Annotated in this window: 14 protein-coding genes; 9 read left to right on the forward strand and 5 right to left on the reverse strand. The window is 70.1% G+C overall.

The features are described from left to right. Positions 1-36 precede the first annotated feature (36 nt). The gene (locus ACJ7Z0_RS00620) at positions 37-2,904 is read right to left on the reverse strand and encodes an ATP-binding protein (RefSeq protein WP_434788195.1); all 2,868 of its coding nucleotides are present in this window, start codon (positions 2,902-2,904) and stop codon (positions 37-39) included. A gap of 82 nt (positions 2,905-2,986) precedes the next feature. Here ACJ7Z0_RS00620 and ACJ7Z0_RS00625 point away from each other — a divergent pair, with 82 nt between their 5' ends. Genes ACJ7Z0_RS00625 through ACJ7Z0_RS00650 form a run of 6 tightly spaced genes read left to right on the forward strand, consistent with a single transcriptional unit; the run spans position 2,987 to position 10,969 of the window. Continuing rightward, the gene (locus ACJ7Z0_RS00625) at positions 2,987-3,190 is read left to right on the forward strand and encodes a hypothetical protein (RefSeq protein WP_431121806.1); all 204 of its coding nucleotides are present in this window, start codon (positions 2,987-2,989) and stop codon (positions 3,188-3,190) included. 17 nt (positions 3,191-3,207) lie between these two features. Beyond that, a complete protein-coding gene (locus ACJ7Z0_RS00630) occupies positions 3,208-4,317 on the forward strand; it encodes an efflux RND transporter periplasmic adaptor subunit (protein ID WP_434788196.1) in 1,110 nt (369 codons plus the stop codon). Then, complete coding sequence (locus tag ACJ7Z0_RS00635) at positions 4,314-7,391, forward strand: efflux RND transporter permease subunit (protein ID WP_431121801.1); 3,078 nt, start codon at positions 4,314-4,316, stop codon at positions 7,389-7,391. Before ACJ7Z0_RS00630 ends, ACJ7Z0_RS00635 begins: the two co-directional genes overlap by 4 nt. 2 nt (positions 7,392-7,393) lie before the next feature. Further along, complete coding sequence (locus ACJ7Z0_RS00640) at positions 7,394-8,752, forward strand: TolC family outer membrane protein (protein WP_434788197.1); 1,359 nt, start codon at positions 7,394-7,396, stop codon at positions 8,750-8,752. 13 nt (positions 8,753-8,765) lie between these two features. Next, positions 8,766-10,217 (forward strand): patatin-like phospholipase family protein, encoded by a 1,452-nt coding sequence (locus ACJ7Z0_RS00645; protein WP_434788198.1) that lies wholly within the window; start codon positions 8,766-8,768, stop codon positions 10,215-10,217. Positions 10,218-10,228: 11 nt separating this feature from the next. Beyond that, positions 10,229-10,969 carry an MgtC/SapB family protein gene (locus ACJ7Z0_RS00650; RefSeq protein WP_434788199.1) on the forward strand — a complete coding sequence of 247 codons (741 nt, stop codon included), beginning with the start codon at positions 10,229-10,231 and terminating at the stop codon, positions 10,967-10,969. A gap of 20 nt (positions 10,970-10,989) precedes the next feature. On the opposite strand, the gene ACJ7Z0_RS00655 is transcribed toward ACJ7Z0_RS00650, so the two are convergent. Genes ACJ7Z0_RS00655 through ACJ7Z0_RS00665 form a run of 3 tightly spaced genes read right to left on the reverse strand, consistent with a single transcriptional unit; the run spans position 10,990 to position 19,097 of the window. Continuing rightward, positions 10,990-16,611 carry an alkaline phosphatase D family protein gene (locus ACJ7Z0_RS00655; protein WP_434788200.1) on the reverse strand — a complete coding sequence of 1,874 codons (5,622 nt, stop codon included), beginning with the start codon at positions 16,609-16,611 and terminating at the stop codon, positions 10,990-10,992. A 30-nt stretch (positions 16,612-16,641) separates the two neighbouring features. After that, entirely contained in the window at positions 16,642-18,411 is a 1,770-nt protein-coding gene (locus ACJ7Z0_RS00660) for a hybrid sensor histidine kinase/response regulator (protein ID WP_434788746.1), read from the reverse strand. Between the two features lie 2 nt (positions 18,412-18,413). Further along, complete coding sequence (locus tag ACJ7Z0_RS00665; protein WP_434788201.1) at positions 18,414-19,097, reverse strand: response regulator; 684 nt, start codon at positions 19,095-19,097, stop codon at positions 18,414-18,416. A gap of 253 nt (positions 19,098-19,350) precedes the next feature. Between ACJ7Z0_RS00665 and ACJ7Z0_RS00670 the strand changes: the two genes are divergently transcribed. Beyond that, positions 19,351-21,072, forward strand: coding sequence for a phospholipase D-like domain-containing protein (locus ACJ7Z0_RS00670; protein ID WP_434788202.1), 1,722 nt, complete (start codon positions 19,351-19,353; stop codon positions 21,070-21,072). A 48-nt stretch (positions 21,073-21,120) separates the two neighbouring features. Here the strand turns inward: ACJ7Z0_RS00670 and ACJ7Z0_RS00675 are convergent, their stop codons facing one another. Continuing rightward, complete coding sequence (locus tag ACJ7Z0_RS00675) at positions 21,121-22,020, reverse strand: DUF72 domain-containing protein (RefSeq protein ID WP_434788203.1); 900 nt, start codon at positions 22,018-22,020, stop codon at positions 21,121-21,123. Positions 22,021-22,357: 337 nt separating this feature from the next. Here ACJ7Z0_RS00675 and ACJ7Z0_RS00680 point away from each other — a divergent pair, with 337 nt between their 5' ends. Then, a complete protein-coding gene (locus tag ACJ7Z0_RS00680; RefSeq protein WP_093013498.1) occupies positions 22,358-22,738 on the forward strand; it encodes a cupin domain-containing protein in 381 nt (126 codons plus the stop codon). Between the two features lie 142 nt (positions 22,739-22,880). Continuing rightward, positions 22,881-23,705, forward strand: coding sequence for a YihY family inner membrane protein (locus ACJ7Z0_RS00685; RefSeq protein WP_434788204.1), 825 nt, complete (start codon positions 22,881-22,883; stop codon positions 23,703-23,705). Positions 23,706-23,711: the final 6 nt, after the last annotated feature.

Consider the following 23,711-nt stretch of genomic DNA (forward strand, 5'->3'; position numbering starts at 1 on the left):
CGGCGTGCAGGAGGGCGACTTCGCCGGCGTGCCGGATCAACGCCCCGCAGCACCGGCGAGCGCCGACCGTGCAGCCGCGATGACGGGACTCGCATCGTTCTCGTAGAACGAGAGCAACTCCCGCAGGCGTTCCGGATCCGCGCTGCCGGATCCCATGCGTTGTGCCGTTGCAAGCGCGGTGAGCTCGTGGAACGCGGCACCCTGCGAGCGCGCGACCGCGATGGAGCGCGCCAACGCCGCGGCCGCCGCAGCGCCGTCGCCCGCTTCAGCCTCCATCACGGCCTGCTGCAGCAGCAACGGGGAGAGCAGCATCCGCTCGGCCCCTTCGGCCAGCGCCAGGCCGGCTTCGACGCTCGCGCGGGCGTCCGCGTGACGTCCGGCTTCGCGGCAGGCCTCGGCATGGTGGAAATGGAAGCTGGCGAGCCCCGTGCGCATTCCGAGCTGTTCACCGGTCCTGGCCGCTGCACGCATCTCCGCCAGCCCCTCGTCCACGCGCCCGAGGGACACCAGCGCTCGCCCGTGCAGCCAGGCGAAGTTGCTGCGTGACTCGGGCACCGTCTCCTCCTGAATGACTTCGTAGAGGCGCTCGGTCAAGGCAAGCACCGTGTCGTGTTCGCCGGCCAGCGAATGCACGATGGCTGCGCAGTACAAGGCGGCGACTTCGGTCAGCGGGTGGCCGCCGCCTGCAGCAAGCGCCGTGGCGCGCTGCGCGAGGCTCCGCGCCGTGGCGGGCTGGCCGATGACCCAGCTGACCAGCGCCAGCGCCGCGGTGGCTTCCGATTCCGGGTCCTGCACGAAGCGGGTGGAAGGCAGCCCTTCGGCGCCGGCGCAGGCCTCCAGCGCCCCCTGCAGATACTGCTCGGCGCCGACAAGATCGCCCGTCATCATGGACACCAGGCCCATGGCATTCAGGGCCGTGATCCGGAGCGCATGGTCGCCGTTGTGTTCCGCCAGGGAAAGCATCTCGGTGGCCAGCGTGCGGGCCGGCTCGAATTCGGCGCGCGCGAAGTGCACCCACCAGCACCCGTGCAGGGCGCGCGGCCACGAGGGGCAGTCCACGGCGCCGACGGCCCGCGCGCGCTCGAAGGCCGCGGCAACTTCCGGTTCGGAGAGCACGTGCAGGCGGCTGATCGCAACGGCTTCGAGCACCCGCAGGTCTTGTTCGAGCGGCGGCTCGATGCCGCCCTTGCCGATCTGGAGTGCACGCCGGCAAGCGTGCAGCGCCTCGTGCGCGGCGCCTCGCGCCATGGCGCGCGCAGCCACCACGGCAAGCTGCGCCGCCGCGGCGGCCGGCGCGCCGCCGCGCTCGAGATGGAGGGCCAGTTCGCCTGCAATCTCGTCGGGTGCGGACCGGTGGAGCGCTTGCAGTGCCGCGGCGCAGCTGCGGTGCAACTGCAGCTTCTGCCCCGCGGACAGGCGCTCGTACAGCACCCGGCGGTAGATGGCGTGGCCGAACGCATACCGTGCCGCGATGCGGCCGTCCGCCAGCGCGGATGCGCCGGTGCTTCGCACCCAGGGCACGCGCGCGGCGGTGTCGTCGAGCAGCCGGAGCAGCTCGGGCTCCGGCAACTCGACCACCTGGTTCAGCAGGACGTGGAGGAACTCGATGCCGCACACGCTCGCCGCGCCCAGGACGCGCTGCTGCTCGTCCGACAGGCGCGAGACCTGCCGCTCGATCAGCCCGGCGATGCTGCGCGGCACCGCCAGCTGGTCGGCGGCGGGGAAGCCCTTTCCGGGGGCGATGCTTTCCGAGGCCTTCAGTTCATCGATCACGTTCACGACGAACAACGGCAGCCCGGAGGTGTGCGCATGCAGGGCCCGCGCAAATTCCTCGGGAACGGATTCGCCGATGCGCGCTTCCAGGTAGGCGCCGAGCTCTGCCTCCGACAGCGCTTCCAGCTCGATCTCCTCGCACAGGCGAAGCATGCGCAGTTCCTGGCGCAGGTCGGCGAGCGGGTGATCCTCCAGGATCAGTTCCGTGGGACGGAAGGTGCCCAGCACCATCAAGGCCGCGGGATTGCGCCGGCGCGCGAGGTATCGCAGCAGATGCACGGTGGCGTGGTCACTCCAGTGCAGGTCTTCCAGCACCAGCAGGAGCGGCCGCTCGGCGGCCATGCGGTCGATGAACTCGCCGAACTCCCGCAGCATGCGGTCCTGGTTGGCGCCGCCGGCTTGCTGCTGGAGGCCTTCCTGCTCTCGGTCTTCGATCAACCAGGGAAACTGCAAGAGCCATGTGGGTGCCACGCGCCGCATCGTCTGCACCACGCTGGCACCGCCCTCTCCGCGGCACAGTGCGTTCAGCGCTTCCAGCACGGGCATGTACGGCTCGGCGCGTCCGTAGTGTTCGATGCATTGCCCGAAGCCCTGCCTGCCCTCTGCGGAGGCGGCGAAGCGCTCGACGACGGTGCTCTTGCCGATGCCGGCGTCCCCGAGCACGAAGACGAACCTGCGCTCGCCGCGGCGCGATGCGGCGAGCGCCGATTGCAGGCGGGCGAACGCCGCGTCGCGGCCGACCAGCAGGCGGTCCGGCACCAACGCCGGCACAAGCGCAACGGGCGGGGTCGCCGCCACCACGGCAGCGTCCACGACAGGCGCGATGAAGCGGTAGCCGCGCCGTGCCGCGGTCTGGATGAAGCGTGCGTCCTTCGCATCGTCGCCCAGCGCCTGCCGCAGCTGGCTCACGATGTTCTTCAGGGCTGCTTCGTTGATGTGGCGGTGGCCCCAGACCGCATCCAGCAGCGCGTCTTTCGTGACCAGTTGTCCGGGCTGGCGCACCAGGGCGCACAGCACCTGGAAAGCCCGCGGCGCGAGTTCGAGGGCCGCACCGTCCCGCTCCAGCAGTGCCTGGGCCTCGTCCAGCCGGTAGGGGCCGAAGCGGGCCTGCAGGGGTGATGTCTGGTTCATGGATGGATTTGCAAGCTCGATCGATACCGAATCGGGACCGCGGCGAGACGACTTCAGGACGCCGCGATTTCAAACTCTCGCCATGACCCTGAACCCGCACCCGACCTATCCCGCCGCCGGCGCGTACGTCATCCGGATGCACCACGACGCGAGGCCCGAATCCGGCCAGCTGCTCGGCCGCGCCGAGCACGTCGCAAGTGGCGACAGCACCGATTTTGCCACCGCGCAGGAATTGACCGCCTGGCTGATGAGGCACGCAGCCGGAATTCGCAAGGCACTGACATGACAACAAGGAGAGTTTTGATGAACGTTCAATGGGCCATCGCACCGCTGGCAGCCGCCACCCTGCTGGCCGCCTGCACGGGCGAAGCCGCCAAGCCCTACGAGGAGGTGCGGCCCGTCCGCGTCGCCGTCGCGGGCCGCAACACCGGTTCGGTGGGCTCCGCCTACTCCGGCGCTATCGTGGCGCGCTACGAAAGCCAGTTGGGATTCCGCACCGGCGGCAAGGTGGTCGCGCGCCTCGTCGACGTCGGCGCCATCGTCAAGCGCGGGCAGCCCTTGATGCGCCTCGACCCCGAGCAGGAGGCGCTGCAGGTCGTTTCCGCCAGCGCCGACGTCGACGCGGCCAAGAGCCGTGTTGCGCAGGCGCGCATCGATCTGCAGCGCAGCGAGCAGCTGCTCGCGCGCCAGTTCGCCTCGCGCGCCGAGCTCGACCAGCAGAAGCTCGCGCTCGACCAGGCCGAGGCCCAGTTGCGCTCGGCCCAGGCGCAGCGCGAGATCCACGCCAACCAGCGCGGCTTCACGGTGCTCACCGCGGACCGCGATGGCGTCGTCACCGCGATTGGCGCGGAGACGGGGCAGGTGGTCGGGGCCGGACAGTCGGTGGTGACCGTGGCCGCCGAGGGAGAGCGCGAAGTGGCGATCAGCATTCCGGAAGGCCGCGTCGACGAACTGCGCAAGGCGCGATCGCTGCAGGTCTCGATCTGGGCACACCCTGGCCGGCACTGGAAAGGCGTGCTGCGCGAACTGGCACCCGCCACCGACAGCGTGACGCGCACCTACGCCGCCCGCATCACGATCCAGGATCCGGACCGCGAGCTGCTGCGCCTGGGCATGACGGCTTCCGTCAGTGCGCCCGACGTGGATGGCACGAGCGCGATACGCCTGCCGCTCACGGCCATCGTCGATGCAGAGGGGCGCCGCCACGTATGGGTGGTGGATCCCAAGACGACGCGCGTGGCGCCGCGCGAGGTGGTGCTGGGCAGCGCGCAGGACGACAGCGTGCTCGTCACCTCCGGCCTTGCGGGCGGTGAAACCGTGGTGACGGCCGGCGTGCACATGCTGCAGGCCGGACAGCAGGTGAAGCTGCCCGCGCTGCCGAAGGCCGAAGAGGCCCGGGGAGACGCGCGATGAAGGGCGTCAACCTCTCCGAGTGGGCGCTGAAGCACCCGCAGATGATCGCGTTCCTGCTTCTGCTGCTGACGGTCACGGGCGTCATGGCCTACCGCAGCCTGGGCCAGAAGGAAGACCCCGAGTTCACCATCAAGACGATGGTGGTGCAGGCGTACTGGCCGGGAAGCTCGGCCGAGCAAATGGCGGACCAGGTCACCGACAAGATCGAGAAGAAGCTGCAGGAGGTGGCCGACATCGACTACACGGCGACCTACGTGCGACCGGGGGAGACCCAGATCAAGGTCAACCTGCGGGACGCGACCGCGCCTTCGGCGGTACCCGACGTCTGGTACCAGGTGCGCAAGAAGGTCGGCGACATCCGCGCCACCTTGCCGGCCGGCGTGCAGGGCCCGTTCTTCAACGACGAGTTCGGCGACACCTTCGGCAACATGTACGCCCTCACGGGCGACGGGTTCGGCAACCGCGAACTGCGCCAGTTCGCGGACGCGGCCCGCAACGAGTTCCTGCGCGTGCCGGACGTGAACAAGGTGGATCTCGTGGGCAAGCAGGACGAGAAGATCTACGTCGAAGCCTCGACCGCCAAGCTGGCCTCCCTGGGGATCGACCCGGCGCTCATCGCCTCGACCCTGGCCCAGACGAACGCCGTCGCGGCCGCCGGCACGGTGCAGGCCAGCGCCGAGCAGGTGCGGCTCACGGTGAGCGGCGAGTTCGACTCCATCGAAGGCATCCGCGGCATCGGCATCCAAGCGGGCAACCGCACCTTCCGCCTGGGCGACATCGCGGAGGTACGGCGCGGCTTCGCCGATCCGGCGGTGGCCAAGATGCGTTTCAACGGCGCCGAAGCCATGGGCCTGGCGGTCAGCATGCGCAAGGGCGGCGACGTCATCCGCCTGGGCGCGGAGCTGGACGAGACGGTGAAGCGCGTGCAGGCGAACCTGCCCGTCGGCGTGCAGATCCATGCCGTGAGCGACCAGCCGCGGGTGGTGGAGGAATCGGTGCACGAGTTCAAGAAGAGCCTCGCCGAAGCGGTGATCATCGTGCTGGCGGTCAGCTTCCTCTCGCTGGGCTTTCGCACCGGCCTGGTGGTGGCGCTGTGCATCCCGCTCGTGCTCGCGCTGACTTTTCTCGCGATGTACCTGTTCGGCATCGACCTGCAGCGGATCTCGCTCGGCGCGCTGATCATCGCGCTCGGTCTTCTGGTCGACGACGCGATCATCGCGGTGGAGATGATGGCGCTGAAGCTGGAGCAGGGGTGGGACAAGTTCCGTGCCGCCACCTACGCCTACACCGCGACCGCGTTTCCCATGCTGACCGGCACGCTGATCACCGCCGCGGGCTTCCTGCCGGTCGGCTTTGCGCGCTCGGGCACGGGCGAATACGTCGTGTCGCTGTTCCAGGTGGTGGGCATCTCGCTGGTGCTGTCGTGGATCGTCGCGGTGCTGTTCACCCCCTACATCGGGTTCAAGCTGCTGAAGGAGAACCCGCACGCCGCGCACGACGAGGAGGCGGTGTACCAGCGCGGCTTCTACAAGCGCTTCCGCCGCTTCGTGGATGCCTGCCTGGTCCACCGGCGCTGGGTCATGGGCATCACCCTGGTGCTGTTCGCGGGATCCCTCGCGCTGTTCAAGCTGGTTCCGCAGCAGTTCTTTCCGGCCTCCGACCGGCCCGAGCTGATGGTGGACCTGTGGATGCCGCAGGCGTCCACGTTCGAGGCCAGCGCGCGCGAGGTGCGCGAGGTCGAGGCCATGCTGCGCAAGGACCCGGACGTGGTCGCGGTCACCAGCTACGTGGGCACCGGCAGCCCGCGCTTCTACCTGCCGCTGGACGTGCAGACGCCCAACCTGAACCTGGGCGAGCTGATGGTGATGACGCATGGCGGCGAGGCGCGGGAACGCGTGCTCGTGCGCCTGCAGCGCATCTTCGACCACGAGCTGCCCAGCGTGCGCGGCCGGGTGAACCGTTTGGAGAACGGGCCGCCCGTGGGCTATCCGGTGCAGTTCCGCGTCTTCGGCGGCGACGACCAGCGCGTGCGGGAGATCGCCGGCCAGGTCGCCGACCTCATGCGCACCAATCCGCACGTGCGCCACGTCAACCAGGACTGGGGCGAGCGGACCAAGCGGGTGCGGGTGGACGTCGACCAAGACAAGGCGCGCGCGCTCGGCATCAGCTCGTGGCAGATCAAGGCGGCGCTAGAGGGCTCGCTGACCGGCACCCCCATCACGCAGTTCCGCGAAGGCGACCAGGACATCGACGTCGTCTCCCGCCTGGTGGCGGCTGAGCGCACCGACCTGAACAACCTGAAGGACGCGAAGATCTATCTGCGCGAAGGGAAATTCGTGCCCGTGTCGCAGGTGGCGCACCTGACCCTCGGCAGCGAGGAAAGCCAGCTCTGGCGCCGCAACCGGGTGCCGACGCTGACGGTGCGCGCTGACCTCTCGGGAGCCGAAGCGCCCGACGTGACGCGCGCCCTGCTTCCCGGCATCGACGCGCTCACCAAGCAGCTTCCCCTCGGCTACGGCATCGAGGTGGGCGGCGCCTACGAATCGAGCGCCAAGGCCGAGGCGTCCATCCTTGCCGTCATGCCGGTGACCATCGTCGTGGTCCTCCTGCTCCTGATGGTGCAGCTGCAGGACATGAAGAAGATGGGGCTGGTGCTGCTCACGGCGCCGCTAGGCCTGATCGGCGTCAGCGCCATCCTGGCTGCCTTCCGCATCCCCTTCGGCTTCGTGGCGATGCTGGGCGTGATCGCGCTGGCCGGAATGATCATCCGCAACTCGGTGATCCTGGTGGTGCAGATTGACCAGGGCCTGGCGAACGGTGCGCCGCTGTGGACCGCCATTGTGGAGTCCGCCGTGCAGCGGCTGCGCCCCATCCTGCTGACTGCGCTGGCGGCGATCCTTGCCATGGTGCCGCTGACGCGCTCGGTCTTCTGGGGCCCGATGGCCTGGGCCATCATGGGCGGGCTCGCAGTCGCCACGCTGCTGACGCTCGTCTTCCTTCCGGCGCTTTACGCCGCCTGCTACCGGGCCGAACGGCCGCAATCCCCCTCCGCCGAAGCGGCGACAGGAACCTGATCATGAACGTATTCCCCCCAAGCGCCCGCTGGGCGCTGCTGGCCGCACTCGGCCTTTTTTCTGCCGCGGCGAATGCCGTGGACCTGGTCACCGCCTACGAGGCCGCGCTGCAGCACGACCCCGCGAAGCTGGCCGCGGACCAGGCACGGGTCGCGGGCCGCGAACTGGCCGTGCAGGGCGATGCCTTGCTGCGCCCGCAGATCAGCCTGCAGGCCGGCGTGAGCCGCATCCACGATCGCTCGTCGGGCAACATCCCTCCCGCGCTGGCGTCCTACCTGTCTTCGTCCGCCACAGGCACGGTAAGACAGGCCGGCGTGGTGCTCACGCAGCCCCTGTACGACGCGAAGGCGAGCGCGCAGAAGCAGCAGCTTCACCTGCAGTCGGATCTCGCGGAGACGCAGTTCGAGCAGTCTCGCCAGGACCTCGTCCAGCGTGTGTCGGAAGCCTACTTCGGCGTGCTGCTGGCCGAAGAGGCCCTGCGAGTCGCGCAGGCGGAGAAGGCCGCGCTCGGGCTGCAGCGGGACCGCGCCCAGGCGCGATTCGACGTGGGGCGCGGCAAGATCACGGACTTGCGCGAAGCGCAGGCGCGCTACGACCAGGTCGTGACGAAGGAGATCTCCGCGCGCAGCACGCTGGATCTGCGCCGGGCCGGGTTCCGCGAAACGACCGGCTTGCCCGCCGAAGGGCTGGCCGGACTTGCGGAGGGCTTCGTCCCCAGCGCGCCGGTTCCGGGCGGCCTCGAAGCCTGGCAGGAACGCGGCGAGGAGCACAGCACGCTCGTGCTCGCGAAGCGCTCCCAGCTCGAGATCGCCACGGCCGAAATCGGGAAGTACCGGCTTGCCGCGCGGCCGACACTGAACCTGGTGGCCAGCTATACGGGCACGGGGCAAAGCGGCAACCTGTCGCCGCTGCAGGGCATGGATGGCCGCAGCACGGGCAGCGTGGGCCTCCAGCTCAACGTGCCGCTGTACGCCGGCGGAGGCATCGACTCGCGCGAGCGTGAGTCGATCGCGAAACAAGGCCAGGCCGAGCAGGAACTGGCCACGGCGCGGCGCGATGTGCGGCTGCGCGTGCAGGATGCGTTCCTCGCGGTGACGACGGGCGTGTCCCGCGTGGCATCCCTCACGGAGTCGCTGCAATCCGCCCGCACGGCCCTCGAGGCCACCATGCTCGGGCGCGACGTGGGCACGCGGACGGCGCCCGACGTGCTCGATGCGCAGCAGCGCATGTTCGAAGCCGAGCTCGCGTTGGCGCAGGCGCGCTTCGACTATCTGCTCGGCCGCGTCCGTCTCTCCGCGGCGGCCGGTGAACTCGGCCTCTCCGACGTGCGCACCCTGAATGGCTTGCTTGCCTCGCGCTGAGAGGACCGGTGCCATGCGGTCCCCCTTCGCCCTCGCCAGCACCGCCGTGCGCCTGGCCTGCGCCTGCATGGCGAGCGCGCTGCTGCTGGGCTGCTCGGCGGCCCGCCCCTGGATCAACGCGCCGGTCCGCAACTCCGCACCCGCTCCCCTGCCCCTCTTGATGCAAGCGCAGCCGCAGCATGCCGAAGCCGTTCAGGAGCGTCCGATCGTCGCCGCCGTGGCCTTGTCGGGCGGCGGTGCGCGGGCAGCGGCGTTCGGCCTGGGCGTGCTGCAGGAACTCAAGGCCACGCAGCTGGAGATCGGCGGGAGAAAAACCACCTTGCTCGACGAGGTCGGCCTGGTCAGCGGGGTTTCGGGCGGCAGCATCCTGGCCGGCTACTACGCGGCCTTCGGCGACGAGGTTTTCACGCGGTTCGAAAAGGACTTTCTGCTGGTGAACTTCCAGAACGGCCTGCTGCGCCAGGCGCTGCATCCCTCCACGTTCTACCGCCTCACTTCGCCCTGGTGGGGCCGCGGCAACGTGCTGCAGGAACGGCTGGATGCCGTCTTCCGCAGCGCGACCTACGGGCAGCTGCGCACGCGGCGGCCATGGCCGCGCCTGCTGGTCACCGCCACCGACCTGACCACGGGCGTGCCCTTCGAGTTCACGCCCGAACAGTTCGCGCTGATCTGCTCGGACCTGGATTCCGTGCCCTTGTCTTTCGCGGTGGCGGCGTCGTCCTCGGTGCCGCTCCTCCTGAGTCCCATGACCTTGCGCAACCATGCCGGCAGCTGCGACCGCCCGGCGCAGGAGCAACAGCCGCCGGTCAACGCGGACCGGAACCTGTCGGCCCGCATGCTGCATCTCATCGCGCAGAGCTACAGCAACGCCGCGGACCGCCCCTACCTGCACCTCGTCGATGGCGGGCTCGTCGACAACCTCGGCGTGCGTGGCCTGGTCGACCACGCCGCCGCGGGTGGTTCGCTGCGGGAGAGCTTCCGCCACCTGCCGCCGGGCTCCGTCCGCAAGATCGTGCTCGTGAGCGTGAACTCCGAACGCGACATCGGCGAGCGGCTGGACGACACGGATCGCGTGCCGAGCACGGGCCAGGTTTTGTCGGCGCTGGTGTTCGGGGCCGGAAGCCGCTACACGAAGGAGACGATCGAGATCGTGCAGGACACGGCCCGCCGCGCGGCGGCCGAGCTGGCCACGGAGCGCGGCCGCGACGGCAGCCCCTTTGCCGCCGATGCGGAATTGCACCTGATCAACGTCAGCCTGCATGACGTGCCCGACGCCGGGCTGCGCCGCGCAGCGCTGCGCGTTCCCACCTCCTTCGAGATCCTGCCGGTCCACTCCCACCAACTGGTCGCGGGCGGGCGCAGTGCCTTGCGCGAATCCCCGCAGTTCCAGCAACTGCTGCGCAGCCTTGGCGGCCCCGGAAAGGCGGCGGGCCTTGTCGCGAGCGACGCCGCGGGCCAGCAGTGAGCATCCCCGCCATGCCCTCTCTTCCCGACATGCAGCTCTATTGGAGCAGCAGCTTCCTGGCTGCCAACGCATTCATCGGCTTGAACCTGCTCGGCGCGCTCGTGCTGGGCATGGTGGTGGGTTACGAGCGCTCCTACAACGGCCGCGCCGCGGGGATGCGCACCTACGGCCTCGTGTGCATGGCCTCGACGGCGCTCACCATCTTCGTCGGCTTTGCGCCGTTCTGGTACGGCGGCGCGGCCTCGCAGGTCGCGCCCGACGCGACGCGCGTGGTCCAGGGCGTTGTCACGGGCGTCGGCTTCCTGTGTGCCGGCGTCATCGTCAAGGATGGCCTGAACGTCAGCGGACTCACGACGGCAGCCTCCATCTGGGCCGCCTCCGCGATCGGTGTGCTGCTGGGCGTGGGCCTCTATGCGGCGGCCTTGCTGCTGTCGGTGCTCTGCATGCTGTCGATGTCGGTCGTCCACCAGATCGAGCTGAAGCTGCCGGGCCGTTCCATCTTCGACGTCTCCCTCAGCTTTTGCCCGGACGCCGCCCCGGAGCTCGAAGAGCTCACCCAGGTCGCGCTGGCGCACGGGTACCGCGTGATGCGCGGGAGTTTCAGCGTCATGTACAGCGACAACGTTCCCGTCTGGCGGTTCTGCGTCGTTTCGCTGGACCGCTCGCGCTCCACGTCGCCCGCGCAGATGGCCCAGGGCCTGGCGCGTTCCGGCGATGTCTTGCGGTTCAGCATTGTTCCGTTGAAGAACTGAGTGCCGCTGGAGCAAGCCTTCTAGCCAGTCCGCGAGCGGCGCCAGCGCGCCGGCCCCTCCACCGTCCAGCCGATGCCGGCCGCCGGGTCGAGGTCGCGATGGCAGCGCGTGAGTCCGTCGTCCAGGTCGAGCGTGACGCCGATCCGCCAATGGCCGGCAGCGCCGCGCTCCACCTGCAGCACGGCGAAGCCGTTGCCCGTACCCACGGCGGCCGTGACCATCGTGGCGACGAAGGCACCGGGCACGGGGCCGAGTTCGACCTGGCCGTCGAGCCAGAACGCGTCGGGCCGCGCATTGACGAAGGTCCAGGGTGCATACAGGCCCGAGGACACGACCGAGATCACCTCGACCGGCCCGTCCGCCGCCTGCAGCCAGAGGCTCGACACGCTCGACATGTGCCGGTCGCCCGACAGCAGCACCACGTGGCGCGCGCGGGTGTCGCGCAGCAGTTCGAGCAGCGCGCGCTGAGAGGCCGGGTACCCGCTCCAGTCGTCCAGCCCTAGGCGCTCTGCCAGGTCGCCGAAGGCGGCGGCGCGCGGCATCGGGAACAGCGCCACCGGCGAGACGATGAACTTGGGCAACGCGGCGGGCGCGGCCTCCAGCCACTTTTTCAGATCGCCCATGCCGGCCTCGGCGCGGATCGCTGCGTGGTCCAACGGGGAGGCTTGCGCGTCCGTGCGCAGCGCCCGCCGCTCGCGCGTGCTGCGCGTGTCGAGCATGTAGAACGGAAAGCCGGCCGGCGCCACGCGGTAGTCGAAGGGACGCTGGTCGAGGTGCGGGCCGATGCCGCGCACCAGCTTGTGCTGCTGCGCGAAGTAGCCGTCGAGCGCGGCGCGCACGGCCGGCGTTCCATAGGGATCGGGGTCCGGCTCCCAATCGTCCATCACCTCGTGATCGTCGAGCACCGGATAGGTCGGCAGCGAGGCCATCACCTGGCGCAGCGCCTCCAGCCTGAAGCTGAGCGCATAGGCTTGGCCGACATCGTCGCCGCCGGCCGGCACGAAGAGCCCCGCGGTCTGGTCCACGTACACCTGGTCGCCGGCCAGCACCAGCAACTGCGGCTTGTGCGGTGGCGCGAGCAGCTCGAGTCGCTGCGCGAGGCGCCGATACGACGCCTGTGCGGGCACCCGGTCGACCAGGCCCGGCACGTACTGGCAACTGGCGAGCGCGAAGCACAGCGAGGCCTGCGCGAGCTCGCCCTCGCGCTGCACGGCGCCGGTCCAAGCGGGGTCGAGACGCACCATGGCGCGCTCGCGCTGCGCGTCGGTGGCCGCGTCCAGCGTCCGCATCACCTGCTTGCGGATGGGCTCGTTGGGTTCGTCCTGCGGCTCTGCGAACAGCCCGGGCGCGAGCCGCCGGCCCAGCACCTCGACGGGGCCGCGCGCCATGGGCAGGTCGTCGTGCGCCGTCAGCACCGCGAAGCCCTGGTACTCGGCGAGCCGGTCGTCGAAGAGGTCGATCTCCACCGCCTCCTGCAAGAGCTTTTCGCGCGTGGTCTCGAGCGCCACCATCCATTCGAAGTCGAAGCACCATCGCCCGTCGCGGCGCCACGCGGGTACGAAGACCACGGCGCGCGCCGACACGTGCGCGGGGGGCGGGCGCAGCGCCAGCCGGCAATGCAGCCGGCCCGCGTTGCCGGCCGCGCGGCTCGCATGGCCGAGCCACGGGCCGGTCCACGGCAGGCTGGCGCGCCAGTCGGGCGGCACCGGCTCGCCGGGGCCGGGCTTCTTGTCGAAGGCCTCGAGGAACCGCACGATGTGCGGGAACACGTCGGTGCAGGCCTTCTCACCGATCAACGTGTCCTGGTGGCCGTAGGCGCCGAGCACCAGCAGCTGGTGCGGCGTGCCTTCGCCGAGGAACAGGTCGCCCGCGGAAGGCTTCGACGGGTCCGACGGGTCCGGCAGCTCCGGTGGTTCGCGCGGCAGGCCGCCGTCCTTGCCGAACACGCGCTTGAGCAGCCAGAAGCTCTCGTACGAACCGCGCCAGTCGAACACCGCGTTGCGCTGCCCGTGCAGCATGAACACCGGAAAGCCGAAGCGCTGGCCGACCTGCTCGAAGCCGACCGCGTGGCCCTGCCCACCGGCGTCGGTCAGCACCTCTTCGCGGGCGTAGTTGCCGACCTGGGCAAGGCCCCGCACCTTCACGAAGCCGTAGATCGAATCGAGCGCATCGAGCGTGTCCTTGCCGATGTTGTGCAGCCGCATGGTCTGGCCGAAGATGGCGTCGGCCCGGTGCCGCACGGCCGCGAAGCCCGGTGCCTTGCGCAGGCGCTCGGCCTCGCCGTCGTCGTCGGCGTAGGGAAAGGTCGCCAGCAGGCCGTCGACGAGCAGGCGCTTCATGGGCGTGAGCTCGGGCCGCGTGTCGAACTCGTCGGTGCCGACGAACTGCTGCAGGTAGCCCGCCACATAGCCCCGGAAGCGGTTGAAGGCCGTGGCGCGCAGCAGCGGCCCCACCTGCGACAGCACCACCGCGCCGATGGACGCATGCAGCCCCGGCAGGCGCAGCACCGCCACGCTGAACATGGCGGAGCCGATGCAGTGCGCCACCACGTCAACCTGGACCGGCGCCGCGTCGTCGGGCGTCGCGTATGCCGCCTGCACGGTGCGCAGGGCATCCGGAATATCGGCCTCGGCCACCTCGTCGAACGACCAGTAGGCGCGCGGCCGGTTCGCGAAGCCGATGCTGGTGCGCAGGTCGAGCACCCAGACCTCGCGCCCGGCCGCGAGCAGGCTGTGCACCAGGTTGCGGGGAATGCTCTTGTGCGCAAAGGTGGAACCGCTCGCGCCATAGCCGTGGATCAGCATCACGGGCCGCGTGCCCGCGCGGCGCACCGGCGGTCGGTAGCGCGACAGCAGCCGCGGCGGCGCGCTGCCCGGGCCGGCCGCGGTGGCGAGCTCGACCCGTTCGGGCCGCACGCCATGCACCTCGCCCGGCAGGCGCTCCCAGTCGCGCTGCGGCGAGTCGGGCGGCGGCACGAAGTGCAGCAGGTGAACGTGCAGCACGATGCGCAGCACCCACAGCGCCAGCTCGGCCAGGTCGCCCAGCTGGTTGGGCATGTCCTGCTGGTGCTCGACGCGCAGCAGGGGTTGCAGCTGCTCGACGAAGTAGGAAGGGTCCAGCACCATGCGGCCCAGCGGCTTGGCTTCATCAAGGCCGACGTGTTGCAGCTCGCCCTCGCTCAACTGCCGCCACGGGTTGCCGCCTTCGACGAACGCGATGCGCTTGGTGAGCCGCAGCCGGTCGCCCACCTTCAGCGGCGCGCCGCGCTCGGCCCGCTCCACCGCCCAGTCGTATTCGATGAGGCGCACCTGCCCGAAGTGCGAGCACAGCGCCATCAGGTCCGCCATGGCCGGGCCTTCGAATGTCACGCTCTCCTGGCCTTCGTTGCCGCTCGGGCTCGCCACGGACGAGCGCGCAGCCAGCAGCACCTCTGCCAGCGCCAGCAGCTTCTTGCGCGCCAGCGCGTGGCTGCGCAGGATGCGCTCGATGCTGTCGCTCTTCTCGCGCACCAGCATCGATGCGGTGCCGGTGCAATGCGCGACGGGCGCGTCGGCGCCCTTGCCGAAGCGCAGGACCACCACTGGCTGGGCCAGCGCGCGCGGCGCCCCGCGCAAGGCAGGCACGTCGATGGGCTCGAACTCCACCTCGGCGCTCAGCGCGAAGGCCTGGCCGTCGATATGCACTCGGCCCGTCATGCGCTCACGCAACGAGACGCGCGTGGGCGCGGGCGCGCGGGGATGGGTCAGGTCGCGGCGCAACGGGCGCTCCGACGCGGGCGGCGGTGGCGAACCGGCCAGGGCCAGGGCCCAGTCGGCGGCCAGCACTGGCACTGCGCGCTCGGCCAGCGCGGCGATGGTGAGCGAAGGGTTGATGCCGAGCGACACCGGCACGATGGAGCCGTCGAGCACCGCCAGGCCCGGCAACAGCGACGGCGCTCCCGCTGCACCGTCGTAGACGCGGCCCCAGCTGTCGACCACGCCGCGCTCGGGTCCATCGGCCATGCGGCAGCCGCCCAGCGGATGCACCGTCAGCACCGAGCCCACCGGATCCAGCAGGCCCTCCAGGCTGCGCAACGGCGGCAGCGGGTTCCACAACGGATTGGGCAGCACGCGCCCGCCGAGGCCGCCCTTGCCGTCGTGGGCCGCGTGCAGCGCACGCATCTGCGCCGCGAACACCGGCAGGGCCGCGACCTTGTCCCACATGACGCGCACCTGCGCATCGGCCAGCACCTTGTCGCTACCGCCGCAGCCGACCAGTTCGATGCTGCCGGCGGCGCCGTCGTCGCCCATCATTCCGTAGACCGGCGTGCGGCGCAGCATGTCGTCGTCCACGGCCAGCGGATCGCGCACTTCGTCGGGCGCGTGGAGGTCGAGGTCCATGTGCGCGAGCGCCTGCAGCGCGTCGGTGGTGGTCACCACTTCGGCCAGCAGGCGGCGCAGCGGCGCGGGAATGGCGAACTCCTCGATCACCAGTGGGCGCTCGCCCTTTTCCCCGCAGGTGCGCAGCAGGCCGGTGATGGTCGGGCCGATGCCGCGCTTTGCGGGCGCGTCGCCTTCGGGTGCGCTGGACAGCGCTTCGTCGTGCTGCGCGGCCGCCACCGCGATCATGTCGCCGTTGGCCGAGAAGCCCTCGCCCAGCGCCTGCGAGATGGGCAGGCCCGCGGCCTTGGAGCGCTTGAGCAGCTCTGTGGAACCCAGCGTGCCGGCTGCCACCACCACCCGCCGCGCGCGCACCACGTAGGGCCGGGCGTTGTCGGTGCGCGCCTTGCGCCGGTCGGTGAAGAAGAACTCGACCGCATAGCCGGCCCCGCCCGGCAAGGCCGCGATGCGGTACGCGGTGCCGCCGGTGAAGAGGCGCGCGCCGCGTGCATGGGCCAGCGCCAGGTAGTTGGTGTCCAGCGATTTCTTGGCGCGGTGGTTGCAGCCGCTCACGCAGTCGCCGCAGCGCAAGCACCGATGCATCGCCACCTGGGCCGGCGTGCGCGTGCCGTCCTCAAAGGCGATGGCGACGCGGGCCTTGCCGCGCGACGCCGCATGCAGGCGCGCACCGGCCTTCAGCAGGGAGTCGAGCTTCGACACGCTCTCGGGAATCTGCTCCAACGCCAGCATGGCCTCGGCCTTGTCGTAGCCCTCCGCCAGCGCCGCGAGGTCGAGGCCCGTGGGCCAGGCGCCACCCTCGAAGGCATCGGGCGTGGCACGCTCCATCACCGCCGCGTTGATGAGCGACCCGCCGCCCAGCCCGTTGCCCAGAAGCGCGTTCACGTCCCCGCCCAGGCGCAGGTCGAACAGCCCCGAGGCGTTGCCGCGCGCGGGCTTGCCGTCCTGCATGCTGAAGCGCACATGCCCCGGCAGCTCGGCGAAGGTGGCCGGAAATTCGCCCGGCAGGTATTCGCTGCCACGCTCCAGCAGGTAGACCTTGATCGGCACCGCGCCGGGTGCGATGCCGGGCGATGCGTCGACCGACAGCGCGCCCGCCAGCCGCGCCGCCGCCACCGCGCCGCCGTAGCCGCTGCCGATGATCAGCACGTCGCAGTGCAGCGCGCCGGGCGGCGCCGCGAGGATCTCGCGCACCAGCACCTCGGCACCCTGCGAGAGCAGGCGGTCGCCCGGGGCATCGTCAGTGTGGCGGCCGCCGTCGTTCATGTTCGGCTCCTCGCGGGATGGGTGGCGAATTCAGGAACCTTCGATGGCCGCGGCCAGCGCGCGGCCGAGCCCCCGGTCGTCGACGGGCTTGCGCAGCAGCGGCAGCGCCTGCCGCCGCGCCGCCTCGACCACCGCCGGGTCGGTGTCGGCCGTGACCATGACGATGGGAAGCGCAGGGTTTGCGGAGCGCCGCGCGCGCAGGCGCTCGGCGGCATCGAAGCCCGAGACGCCGCCGCCGAGCCGGCAGTCGACCACCACCGCATCCGGCTCGCCGACCTGGCCCAGTGCCTCGTCGAGCGTGGCGGCGGACAGCACGCGGCAGCCCATCGCGCCCAGCGCATTGAGGTAGGCGCCGCGCACCATCGGGTCGTCCTCCAGCACCAGCACGCAGCGCCCGGCCAGGCTCCACGGTGTGTCTGCGCCGCCACCCTCAGGGCCGTCAGCACCCACGGGTGCGGCGCGCGGCAGGCGCAGCCGGAAGCAGGCGCCCGCGCCGAGGCTGGACTCGAGCTCGACCGGCACGCCCAGCAACTCGGCCATGCGCCGAACGATGCCCAGGCCCAGGCCATGCCCCGCGGTGGGCGCGGCGCCGGAGCCCGGCGCCTGGAGCTGCACCAGATCCTCGAACACGAGCCGGTGGTTCTCGGGCGCGATGCCGGGGCCGCTGTCCTGCACGGTCAACTCGACTTCTTCCTTCGACGCGTCGGGTGCTTCCCGCGTGCGGACCCGCACCTCGACCTGCCCGCCCGCGGGCGAGAACTTGATCGCGTTGTCCATGAGGTTGGCCAGCATGCGCCGCAGCAGATCGGGATCGGTGCGCACCTCCAGGCCCGGCGGGCAGTCCGTGCGCAGGCCGACGCCGCGCGCCGACGCCGCGGCGCCGAAGCTGGCGATCACGGCGGTCAGCAGCCGGTCGATCCGCACACGCTGAGGCTGGGCCACCACCACGCCGGCATCGAGCTTCGACACGTCGAGCAGGGCGTCGAGCATGGCGCGCAGCTGCTCCAGGCTGCTGTCGACCACCTCGACGATCGCGCGCGCATCGGGTGCCATCGCCACGTGGCGCAGCGCGCCCACGTTGAGGGCCATGGCCTGCAGCGGCTGGCGCAGGTCGTGGCTGGCGCCGGCCAGGAAGCGGCTCTTGTCGTTGTTGGCGCGCACCGCCTGGTCGCGGGCGATGGCCAGCTGCGCGCGCTCGAACTCCAGCGAAGTGGCCAGCGCCTGGTTCTCGGCGCGAATGCCGAACGACTCCTCGAAGGTCTGCAGGTTGCGCCGGGCAAAGCGCGTCTGCACGCCGAAGAACATCAGCACCAGCGCGGCCACGCCCCAGCCGAGCCAGCCGCCGGCCACCAGCCACATGGCGGCCGTGGGCACGAAGAGCAGGCCCGCATAGGCCAGGAAGGCGGGCATCACGGTTGCGCTGGTGGACACGGCGCCCGCGCCCCACGACACCAGGATCATCGTGAGGACCGCGTCGAGTGTCGGGTCGAGTCGGGCCATGAAGAGAGCCGCGGAGCCGTTGCAGGCACCGATCAGCACGTTCCAGTACACGGTGGCGCGCAGCCGCTCGGCGATCGGGCGGGCGCGGTCGGCGGCCATGCGCGCGAGCGCGGCGGCGCGCCACTCGCGGCTCGCGATCACCGCCGCGAACCAGCCGAGCACCCAGGGCGCCGGAACGTCGCGCCAGACGATGGCCGCGACGACGACGGCGGTGAGCAGTATCTGCCAGCGCAGCCCCCCGGCCTGCTCGGCGACCACCTGCAGGCGCCGTTCGTCCAGCTCGTCCAGCGCGGCCGGCATGCTCACGTGGCCTCGAGCGCCCATGCCGCCTGCGCGTCGAAGACGCGGCACATGGCATCGGTGCGGTTGCGCGCGCCGAGCGCCCGGTAGACCATCGACAGGTGCACTTTCACGGTGCCCTCGGCAATCTGCAATTGGCGCGCGATCAGCTTGACCGGCATGCCCCGCATCGCCAGCGCCAGCACCTGGCGCTGGCGCGGCGACAGCTCCACGCGCAGGAAGCCGGCAAGGTCTTCGCGCGGCAGCTCGTCGGGCTCGCGCGCGCGGGTCACGTCGTCGGCCAGCACGAACTCGGCCGGCAGGTAGATGCGGTGGCGCAGCACCACGCGCAGGGCGGCCTCCATGTCCTCGAGCCGGTACGACTTGGGAATGAAGCCGGCCGCGCCGGCTTCGATGACCTCGCGCACGCGCTGGGGCGAGCTTTCGGCCGACTGCATGCACACGGGCGTGGCCTCGAAATGCGCCTTCACGGCCTTGAGCGCGGCAACTCCGGAGAGCTGGGGCAGGTGGTAGTCGAGCAGCAGCAGGTCGACGCCGGCGGGGTCCAGCTGGCAGGCTTGCTCGGCGTCCCGCACGGCCTCGAAGTGGAAGGGGCGGCCGGGTTCGATCTCGGCGGCCATGCGCTCCAGCAGGAGGCGCGTGCCGTTCCAGACGATCTCGTGGTCATCGACCAGCAGAACCTTCATACAGGCCTCTCGTCTACGGTGACCCTCCCCGTCCGCACGCAGGTTAGCGCAAAGCCCCCCAATAAGCGAGCGCCCGCACCTACACCAAAGGCCTAGTCCGATGGCCACGCCGCCACTGCGCGGCGGGACTAGGCCGCCGACCGGAAAACGCCCCGCCAGCGCCTAGGCGCTGCGTTCAATTGTTGCGGCGGGGCCCGCGCGGAAGACTGTCCGCATCGATCGCCACTTCGCATCCGATGCACCGAGGACCGCCATGAACACCCCCAAGTCTCTTGCCGCGATACGTGCCGCATGGGAACCCCTTGCGTGCCGGTTCTGCCTCCTGGCGCTCCACCACGTGGAGCTCGCGCGCTGGCTGTGCGCCGCGGCCATGATCGCGGTCTCGCTGCTGGCGGGCTGCGCCGCATTGCCCGGCGACGTGCACCGGGTCGCGTCGCACGCGCGCACCGACGTCGGGGACAGCGCCCTGGCGCGCATCGCCGCCGCGTCGCTGCCGGCTCCGGACGGCGCGATGTCCGAGACAGCCGACATCTCCGGCGTGCGACTGCTGCCGGGCGGCGACCAGGCCTTCGACGCGCGCATCGCACTCGCACAGGCCGCACGGCACACCGTCGACGCGCAGTACTACGTGGTGGCCGACGACACTTCGGGGCGGCAATTCCTGCGCGAGTTGCGCGACGCGGCGTTACGCGGCGTGCGCGTGCGCCTGTTGGTCGACGACCTGTACACGGGCGGAGAGGACGAGATGCTGGCCGGGCTGGCCGCGCACGCCAACGTGGAGGTGCGTGTCTTCAACCCGCTGCCGGTGCGCAGCGGCGGCCTGCGCACGCGCGTGCTGCTGTCGCTGCACGAGATCGGCCGCGTGAACCGGCGCATGCACAACAAGCTCTTCATTGCCGACAACAGCTTCGCAATCACGGGCGGACGCAACGTTGCCGACGAATACTTCGGGCGCAGCAAGCCTGCCAACTTCATCGACATGGACGCGCTCCTGGCCGGGCCGGCGGTGCGCGCGCTGTCGGCGAGCTTCGATGCGTTCTGGAACGGCCCGCTGTCATACCCCTTCGAGGCCATCGCGGCCGGTGGCCGCGCGACGCCGGGCCCTGCGCGCGAACGCTTCGCCGCGCTGGTGCGCGATCTCGGACGCTTCATGCCTCCTGCCGACGAGCCCGATGCGCTGGGCCGCCGCCCGGTCGGCGCGCAGCTGGCGCAGGGGCGTATCGAGCTGGTGCCCGCGAAGGTGCGCGTGATTGCGGACGCGGTGGTGCAAGGCCCCTCCGCAAGGGACGCGGGGGACGCCGGCGGGAACGTCGAGGAAGCCGCGGGGCCGCAAGGCCGCGAGGGCGCGGTCATGGCCGCGAACCTCGATCTCTTTCGGACCGCGCGCTCGGAGGTGCTCGTCGTCTCGCCCTACTTCGTGCCCATGCCCCGCATGATCGACGCGCTGACCCATGCGAGCCGTGAGGGCGCGCGCGTGTCGGTGATGACCAATTCACTCGCCACCACCGACGAGCCGCTGGTGCACTACGGCTACGCGCGCTACCGCAGCGCGCTCCTGCAGGCGGGCGCCATGTTGTACGAGCTGATGCCGGCGAGCGAACCGCATCCCGCCGGGAGCGACACCGAAAGCGGCCGCGGCTCGCTCGGCCGCCTCCACGCCAAGCTCGCGGTGGTGGACCGGCGCTGGTTCTACGTGGGGTCGATGAACATGGACCGGCGCTCGGCGCACTGCAACACCGAGCTGGGCCTGATCGTCGACAGCCCTGCGCTGGCCGGCGAGCTGGCGGACCTGATCCAGCACGTGCGCATGCCCGCGAGCTTCACCGTGAGCGCGGCACCGCGGCGGGGCGGCCTGCAATGGAGCTTCCTGCGCGATGGCCGCCGCTGGGTGCTGCACCGGGAGCCGGAATCGAACTGGGCCCAGCGGCTGCGCTGGTCGGTGCTGTCGCTGGTGGTGAGCGAGGATTTCCTGTGATGCGGCCCGTGCCTTTGCCCCCTGCCCTGCCCTTTCGCCGGTGCGCCTTCATCCATGCGCCAGCAGCATCTTCATGAACGTGATGCCGTTGCGCTGCCCTTTGTCCTCGTCGCAGTTGTTGAAGATGATGTGCGTGTTGCGCACCTTGTAGGCCAGGCGCACCACCTCCGCCATGATCTCGCGCAGCTCCCGGTCGGGATAGTCGTAGTCGAAGCGCTCGGCCGCCGAGGCCGCGCCCTTGATGTTGTAGGTGTCGACATTGCGCCCGTGCAGGCGCACCAATGCGAAGTCGGCGTTGGTGGTCTCCGCCAGCAGCGGCACGCTGTTGGCAAAGCCCTGCGGGCCGTCGACGACGGTGTGCACGGCCCCAAGCTTGCGCAGGAACTCGACGGTGCCGGCGCGATGCGCTTCGTCCCACCATGACCGGTGCCGGAACTCGATGCTCACCGTGTGGCCGGCCATCTGCTCGACGCAATGCGCCACATGCGCATGTCCCTCGCGGTTGCACACCAGCCAGGGCGGGTACTGGAAGTGCACCAGCCCGAGCTTGCTCGCCTGCCTGAGCGGTGCGATGGCCTCGCGAAAGCGGCGCCACAACTCGACGCTGATCTCGGGCGGCATGCCGCGGTAGTAGAAGGCCTTGGTGGTGGTCGTGGCCAGGGCTTGCTGGATGTCCTTGTGCAGCACCTTGGGATCGGTCTGGTGGCCGGTGAACAGCCGGAAGGCTTTCACGTTGAAGGTGAAGGCGTCGGGCGTGCGCTCGGTCCAGAGCCTTGCATTGGCGGGCGCTGGAATGCCGTAGAAGCTGGAGTCGATCTCGACCAGCGGGAAGATCGACGCGTAGTGGCGCAGGCGCGCCTCGGAGGTCTTCGCCTCCTTCGGGTAGAAGCGACCGCACGCGAGCAGCGTCTTGTCAGTCCATGAAGCCGTGCCGACCAGGATACCCATCGGCGCAGGCTACCGGTTGCAGCCACTCGACCGCAGCCTCCGTGGGCGACATTGTGCGTAGGCGGGGATCGCGCCAAAGCTCGCGCGCGACCTCCTCCAGTTCCAGCGGATCGACGGTATGCCACCGCTGCTGCAGCCGGTGCGCGCAAGCGGCGATCCAGAGGGGTGCAGGAATGGGGTCCATGCCTCGATGATACTGTATTTTTAAACAGTACTAATAAGGTTTTCAAAATATGTCGCCGAAGTGGGTCGCCGGTACTAACATTCAACCGTTCGACGCGTGGCTCGGCACGAGGCTGCCGCCGACGATCTGCTCGCTCGTGCCAGGAGAGTCGCGATGGCAAGTCCCATGAACGTCAACAAGCTCCAGACGAAATCCCATGACGAACCGGACGAGGTTCGGGAGCCCGAAAAGACCCGGGTCGAAGTGGTCCGCCTCGAGGGCTACACGCTCGGACGCTTCAAACTCGAGCCCGGGTGGCGCTGGTCGAAGTGCATCAAGCCGGTCGTGGGCACGGACAGCTGCCAGGTGGCTCACGTCGGGTATGCGGTTTCCGGGCGCATCACCGTGCAGATGAATGACGGTACGAAGACCGTCATCGAGGAAGGCATGTCGTACACCATTCCACCGGGCCACGACGCATGGGTCGAAGGCGACGACCGGTTCGTCGCCTTGGAGATGATGAGCGCAGAGGAATACGCCAAGCCCAAGAGCTGATCCGGGGTGGGGGCCACAGGGGCAGATTTCTGCGGGATGGTCGAACGGGGGATGCGGTCCGGCGGACTGATCACAATCGCCTGCGGCGGCAGCGGTTCTGTTGCGCCGCGAAACCGTTCGATTCTTCCTCCCTCAGCGATACATGTTTGCCCTGACCCGCCTGACGATCGACCGCGCCCGGAAAGAGCGCCTGCCCCAAGTTGCCGGAAGCCTGGCGTTCACGACCTTGCTGTCCATCGTGCCGGTGCTGGCCGTGAGCTTTGCGCTGCTCACGCGATTCCCGGTTTTCGCGCGGTTCAAGGATGCGCTTCAGGAGTTCTTGCTGAGCAGGCTGCTTCCGGCGGACATTGCGCGCACGGTGCTGAAGTATCTGAACCAGTTCGCCGCCAACGCCAACGGCCTGACCTGGATGGGTTCACTCTTCTTGCTGGGCGCAGCCATCGCGATGCTGCTCACCGTGGAGAACGCGCTGAACCAGATGTGGAAGGTCCGGAAGAATCGGCCGTTCCTCAAGAGGGTCGGCCTGTATCTGCTGATGCTGGCCGTCGGGCCGCCCGTGCTGGGGCTGAGCCTGTGGGCCACGTCGTATCTGCTGGGCATTTCCATGGGCCTGATCGGCGCGCTGCCGCACTCGCTCGCATTCGTGCTCGACCTCGGGCCGCTCATGCTCGGCCTGGCTGTATTGACGAGCATGTTCTACCTCGTTCCGAACACCAAGGTGCGGCTGCGTGACGCCTTTGCGGGTGGCTTGATCGCCAGCGTGGCTTTTGAACTCGGCAAGCGCGGCTTCACCAACTATCTCGTGAAGGTGCCCACGTACAAGGCGCTGTACGGGGCGTTCGCGGCGCTTCCCATGTTCTTGCTGTGGGTCTACTTCTCGTGGCTGGTCACGCTGGTCGCGGCCATGATGACCGCCAACCTGGCGCTCACGCGCAGACGGCCGGCCGGCAAGCCCGCCAGGGGGTAATCTCCG

This window comes from Variovorax palleresanus, from assembly GCF_051144945.1.
Lineage (GTDB): Bacteria > Pseudomonadota > Gammaproteobacteria > Burkholderiales > Burkholderiaceae_C > Variovorax > Variovorax paradoxus_S.

Coding starts and splice junctions, on each gene's coding strand:
- ACJ7Z0_RS00620 (WP_434788195.1), bottom strand. CDS start 2,904: ATGAACCAGACATCACCCCTGCAGGCCCGCTTCGGCCCCTACCGGCTG.
- ACJ7Z0_RS00625 (WP_431121806.1), top strand. CDS start 2,987: ATGACCCTGAACCCGCACCCGACCTATCCCGCCGCCGGCGCGTACGTC.
- ACJ7Z0_RS00630 (WP_434788196.1), top strand. CDS start 3,208: ATGAACGTTCAATGGGCCATCGCACCGCTGGCAGCCGCCACCCTGCTG.
- ACJ7Z0_RS00635 (WP_431121801.1), top strand. CDS start 4,314: ATGAAGGGCGTCAACCTCTCCGAGTGGGCGCTGAAGCACCCGCAGATG.
- ACJ7Z0_RS00640 (WP_434788197.1), top strand. CDS start 7,394: ATGAACGTATTCCCCCCAAGCGCCCGCTGGGCGCTGCTGGCCGCACTC.
- ACJ7Z0_RS00645 (WP_434788198.1), top strand. CDS start 8,766: ATGCGGTCCCCCTTCGCCCTCGCCAGCACCGCCGTGCGCCTGGCCTGC.
- ACJ7Z0_RS00650 (WP_434788199.1), top strand. CDS start 10,229: ATGCCCTCTCTTCCCGACATGCAGCTCTATTGGAGCAGCAGCTTCCTG.
- ACJ7Z0_RS00655 (WP_434788200.1), bottom strand. CDS start 16,611: ATGAACGACGGCGGCCGCCACACTGACGATGCCCCGGGCGACCGCCTG.
- ACJ7Z0_RS00660 (WP_434788746.1), bottom strand. CDS start 18,411: ATGCCGGCCGCGCTGGACGAGCTGGACGAACGGCGCCTGCAGGTGGTC.
- ACJ7Z0_RS00665 (WP_434788201.1), bottom strand. CDS start 19,097: ATGAAGGTTCTGCTGGTCGATGACCACGAGATCGTCTGGAACGGCACG.
- ACJ7Z0_RS00670 (WP_434788202.1), top strand. CDS start 19,351: ATGAACACCCCCAAGTCTCTTGCCGCGATACGTGCCGCATGGGAACCC.
- ACJ7Z0_RS00675 (WP_434788203.1), bottom strand. CDS start 22,020: ATGGGTATCCTGGTCGGCACGGCTTCATGGACTGACAAGACGCTGCTC.
- ACJ7Z0_RS00680 (WP_093013498.1), top strand. CDS start 22,358: ATGGCAAGTCCCATGAACGTCAACAAGCTCCAGACGAAATCCCATGAC.
- ACJ7Z0_RS00685 (WP_434788204.1), top strand. CDS start 22,881: ATGTTTGCCCTGACCCGCCTGACGATCGACCGCGCCCGGAAAGAGCGC.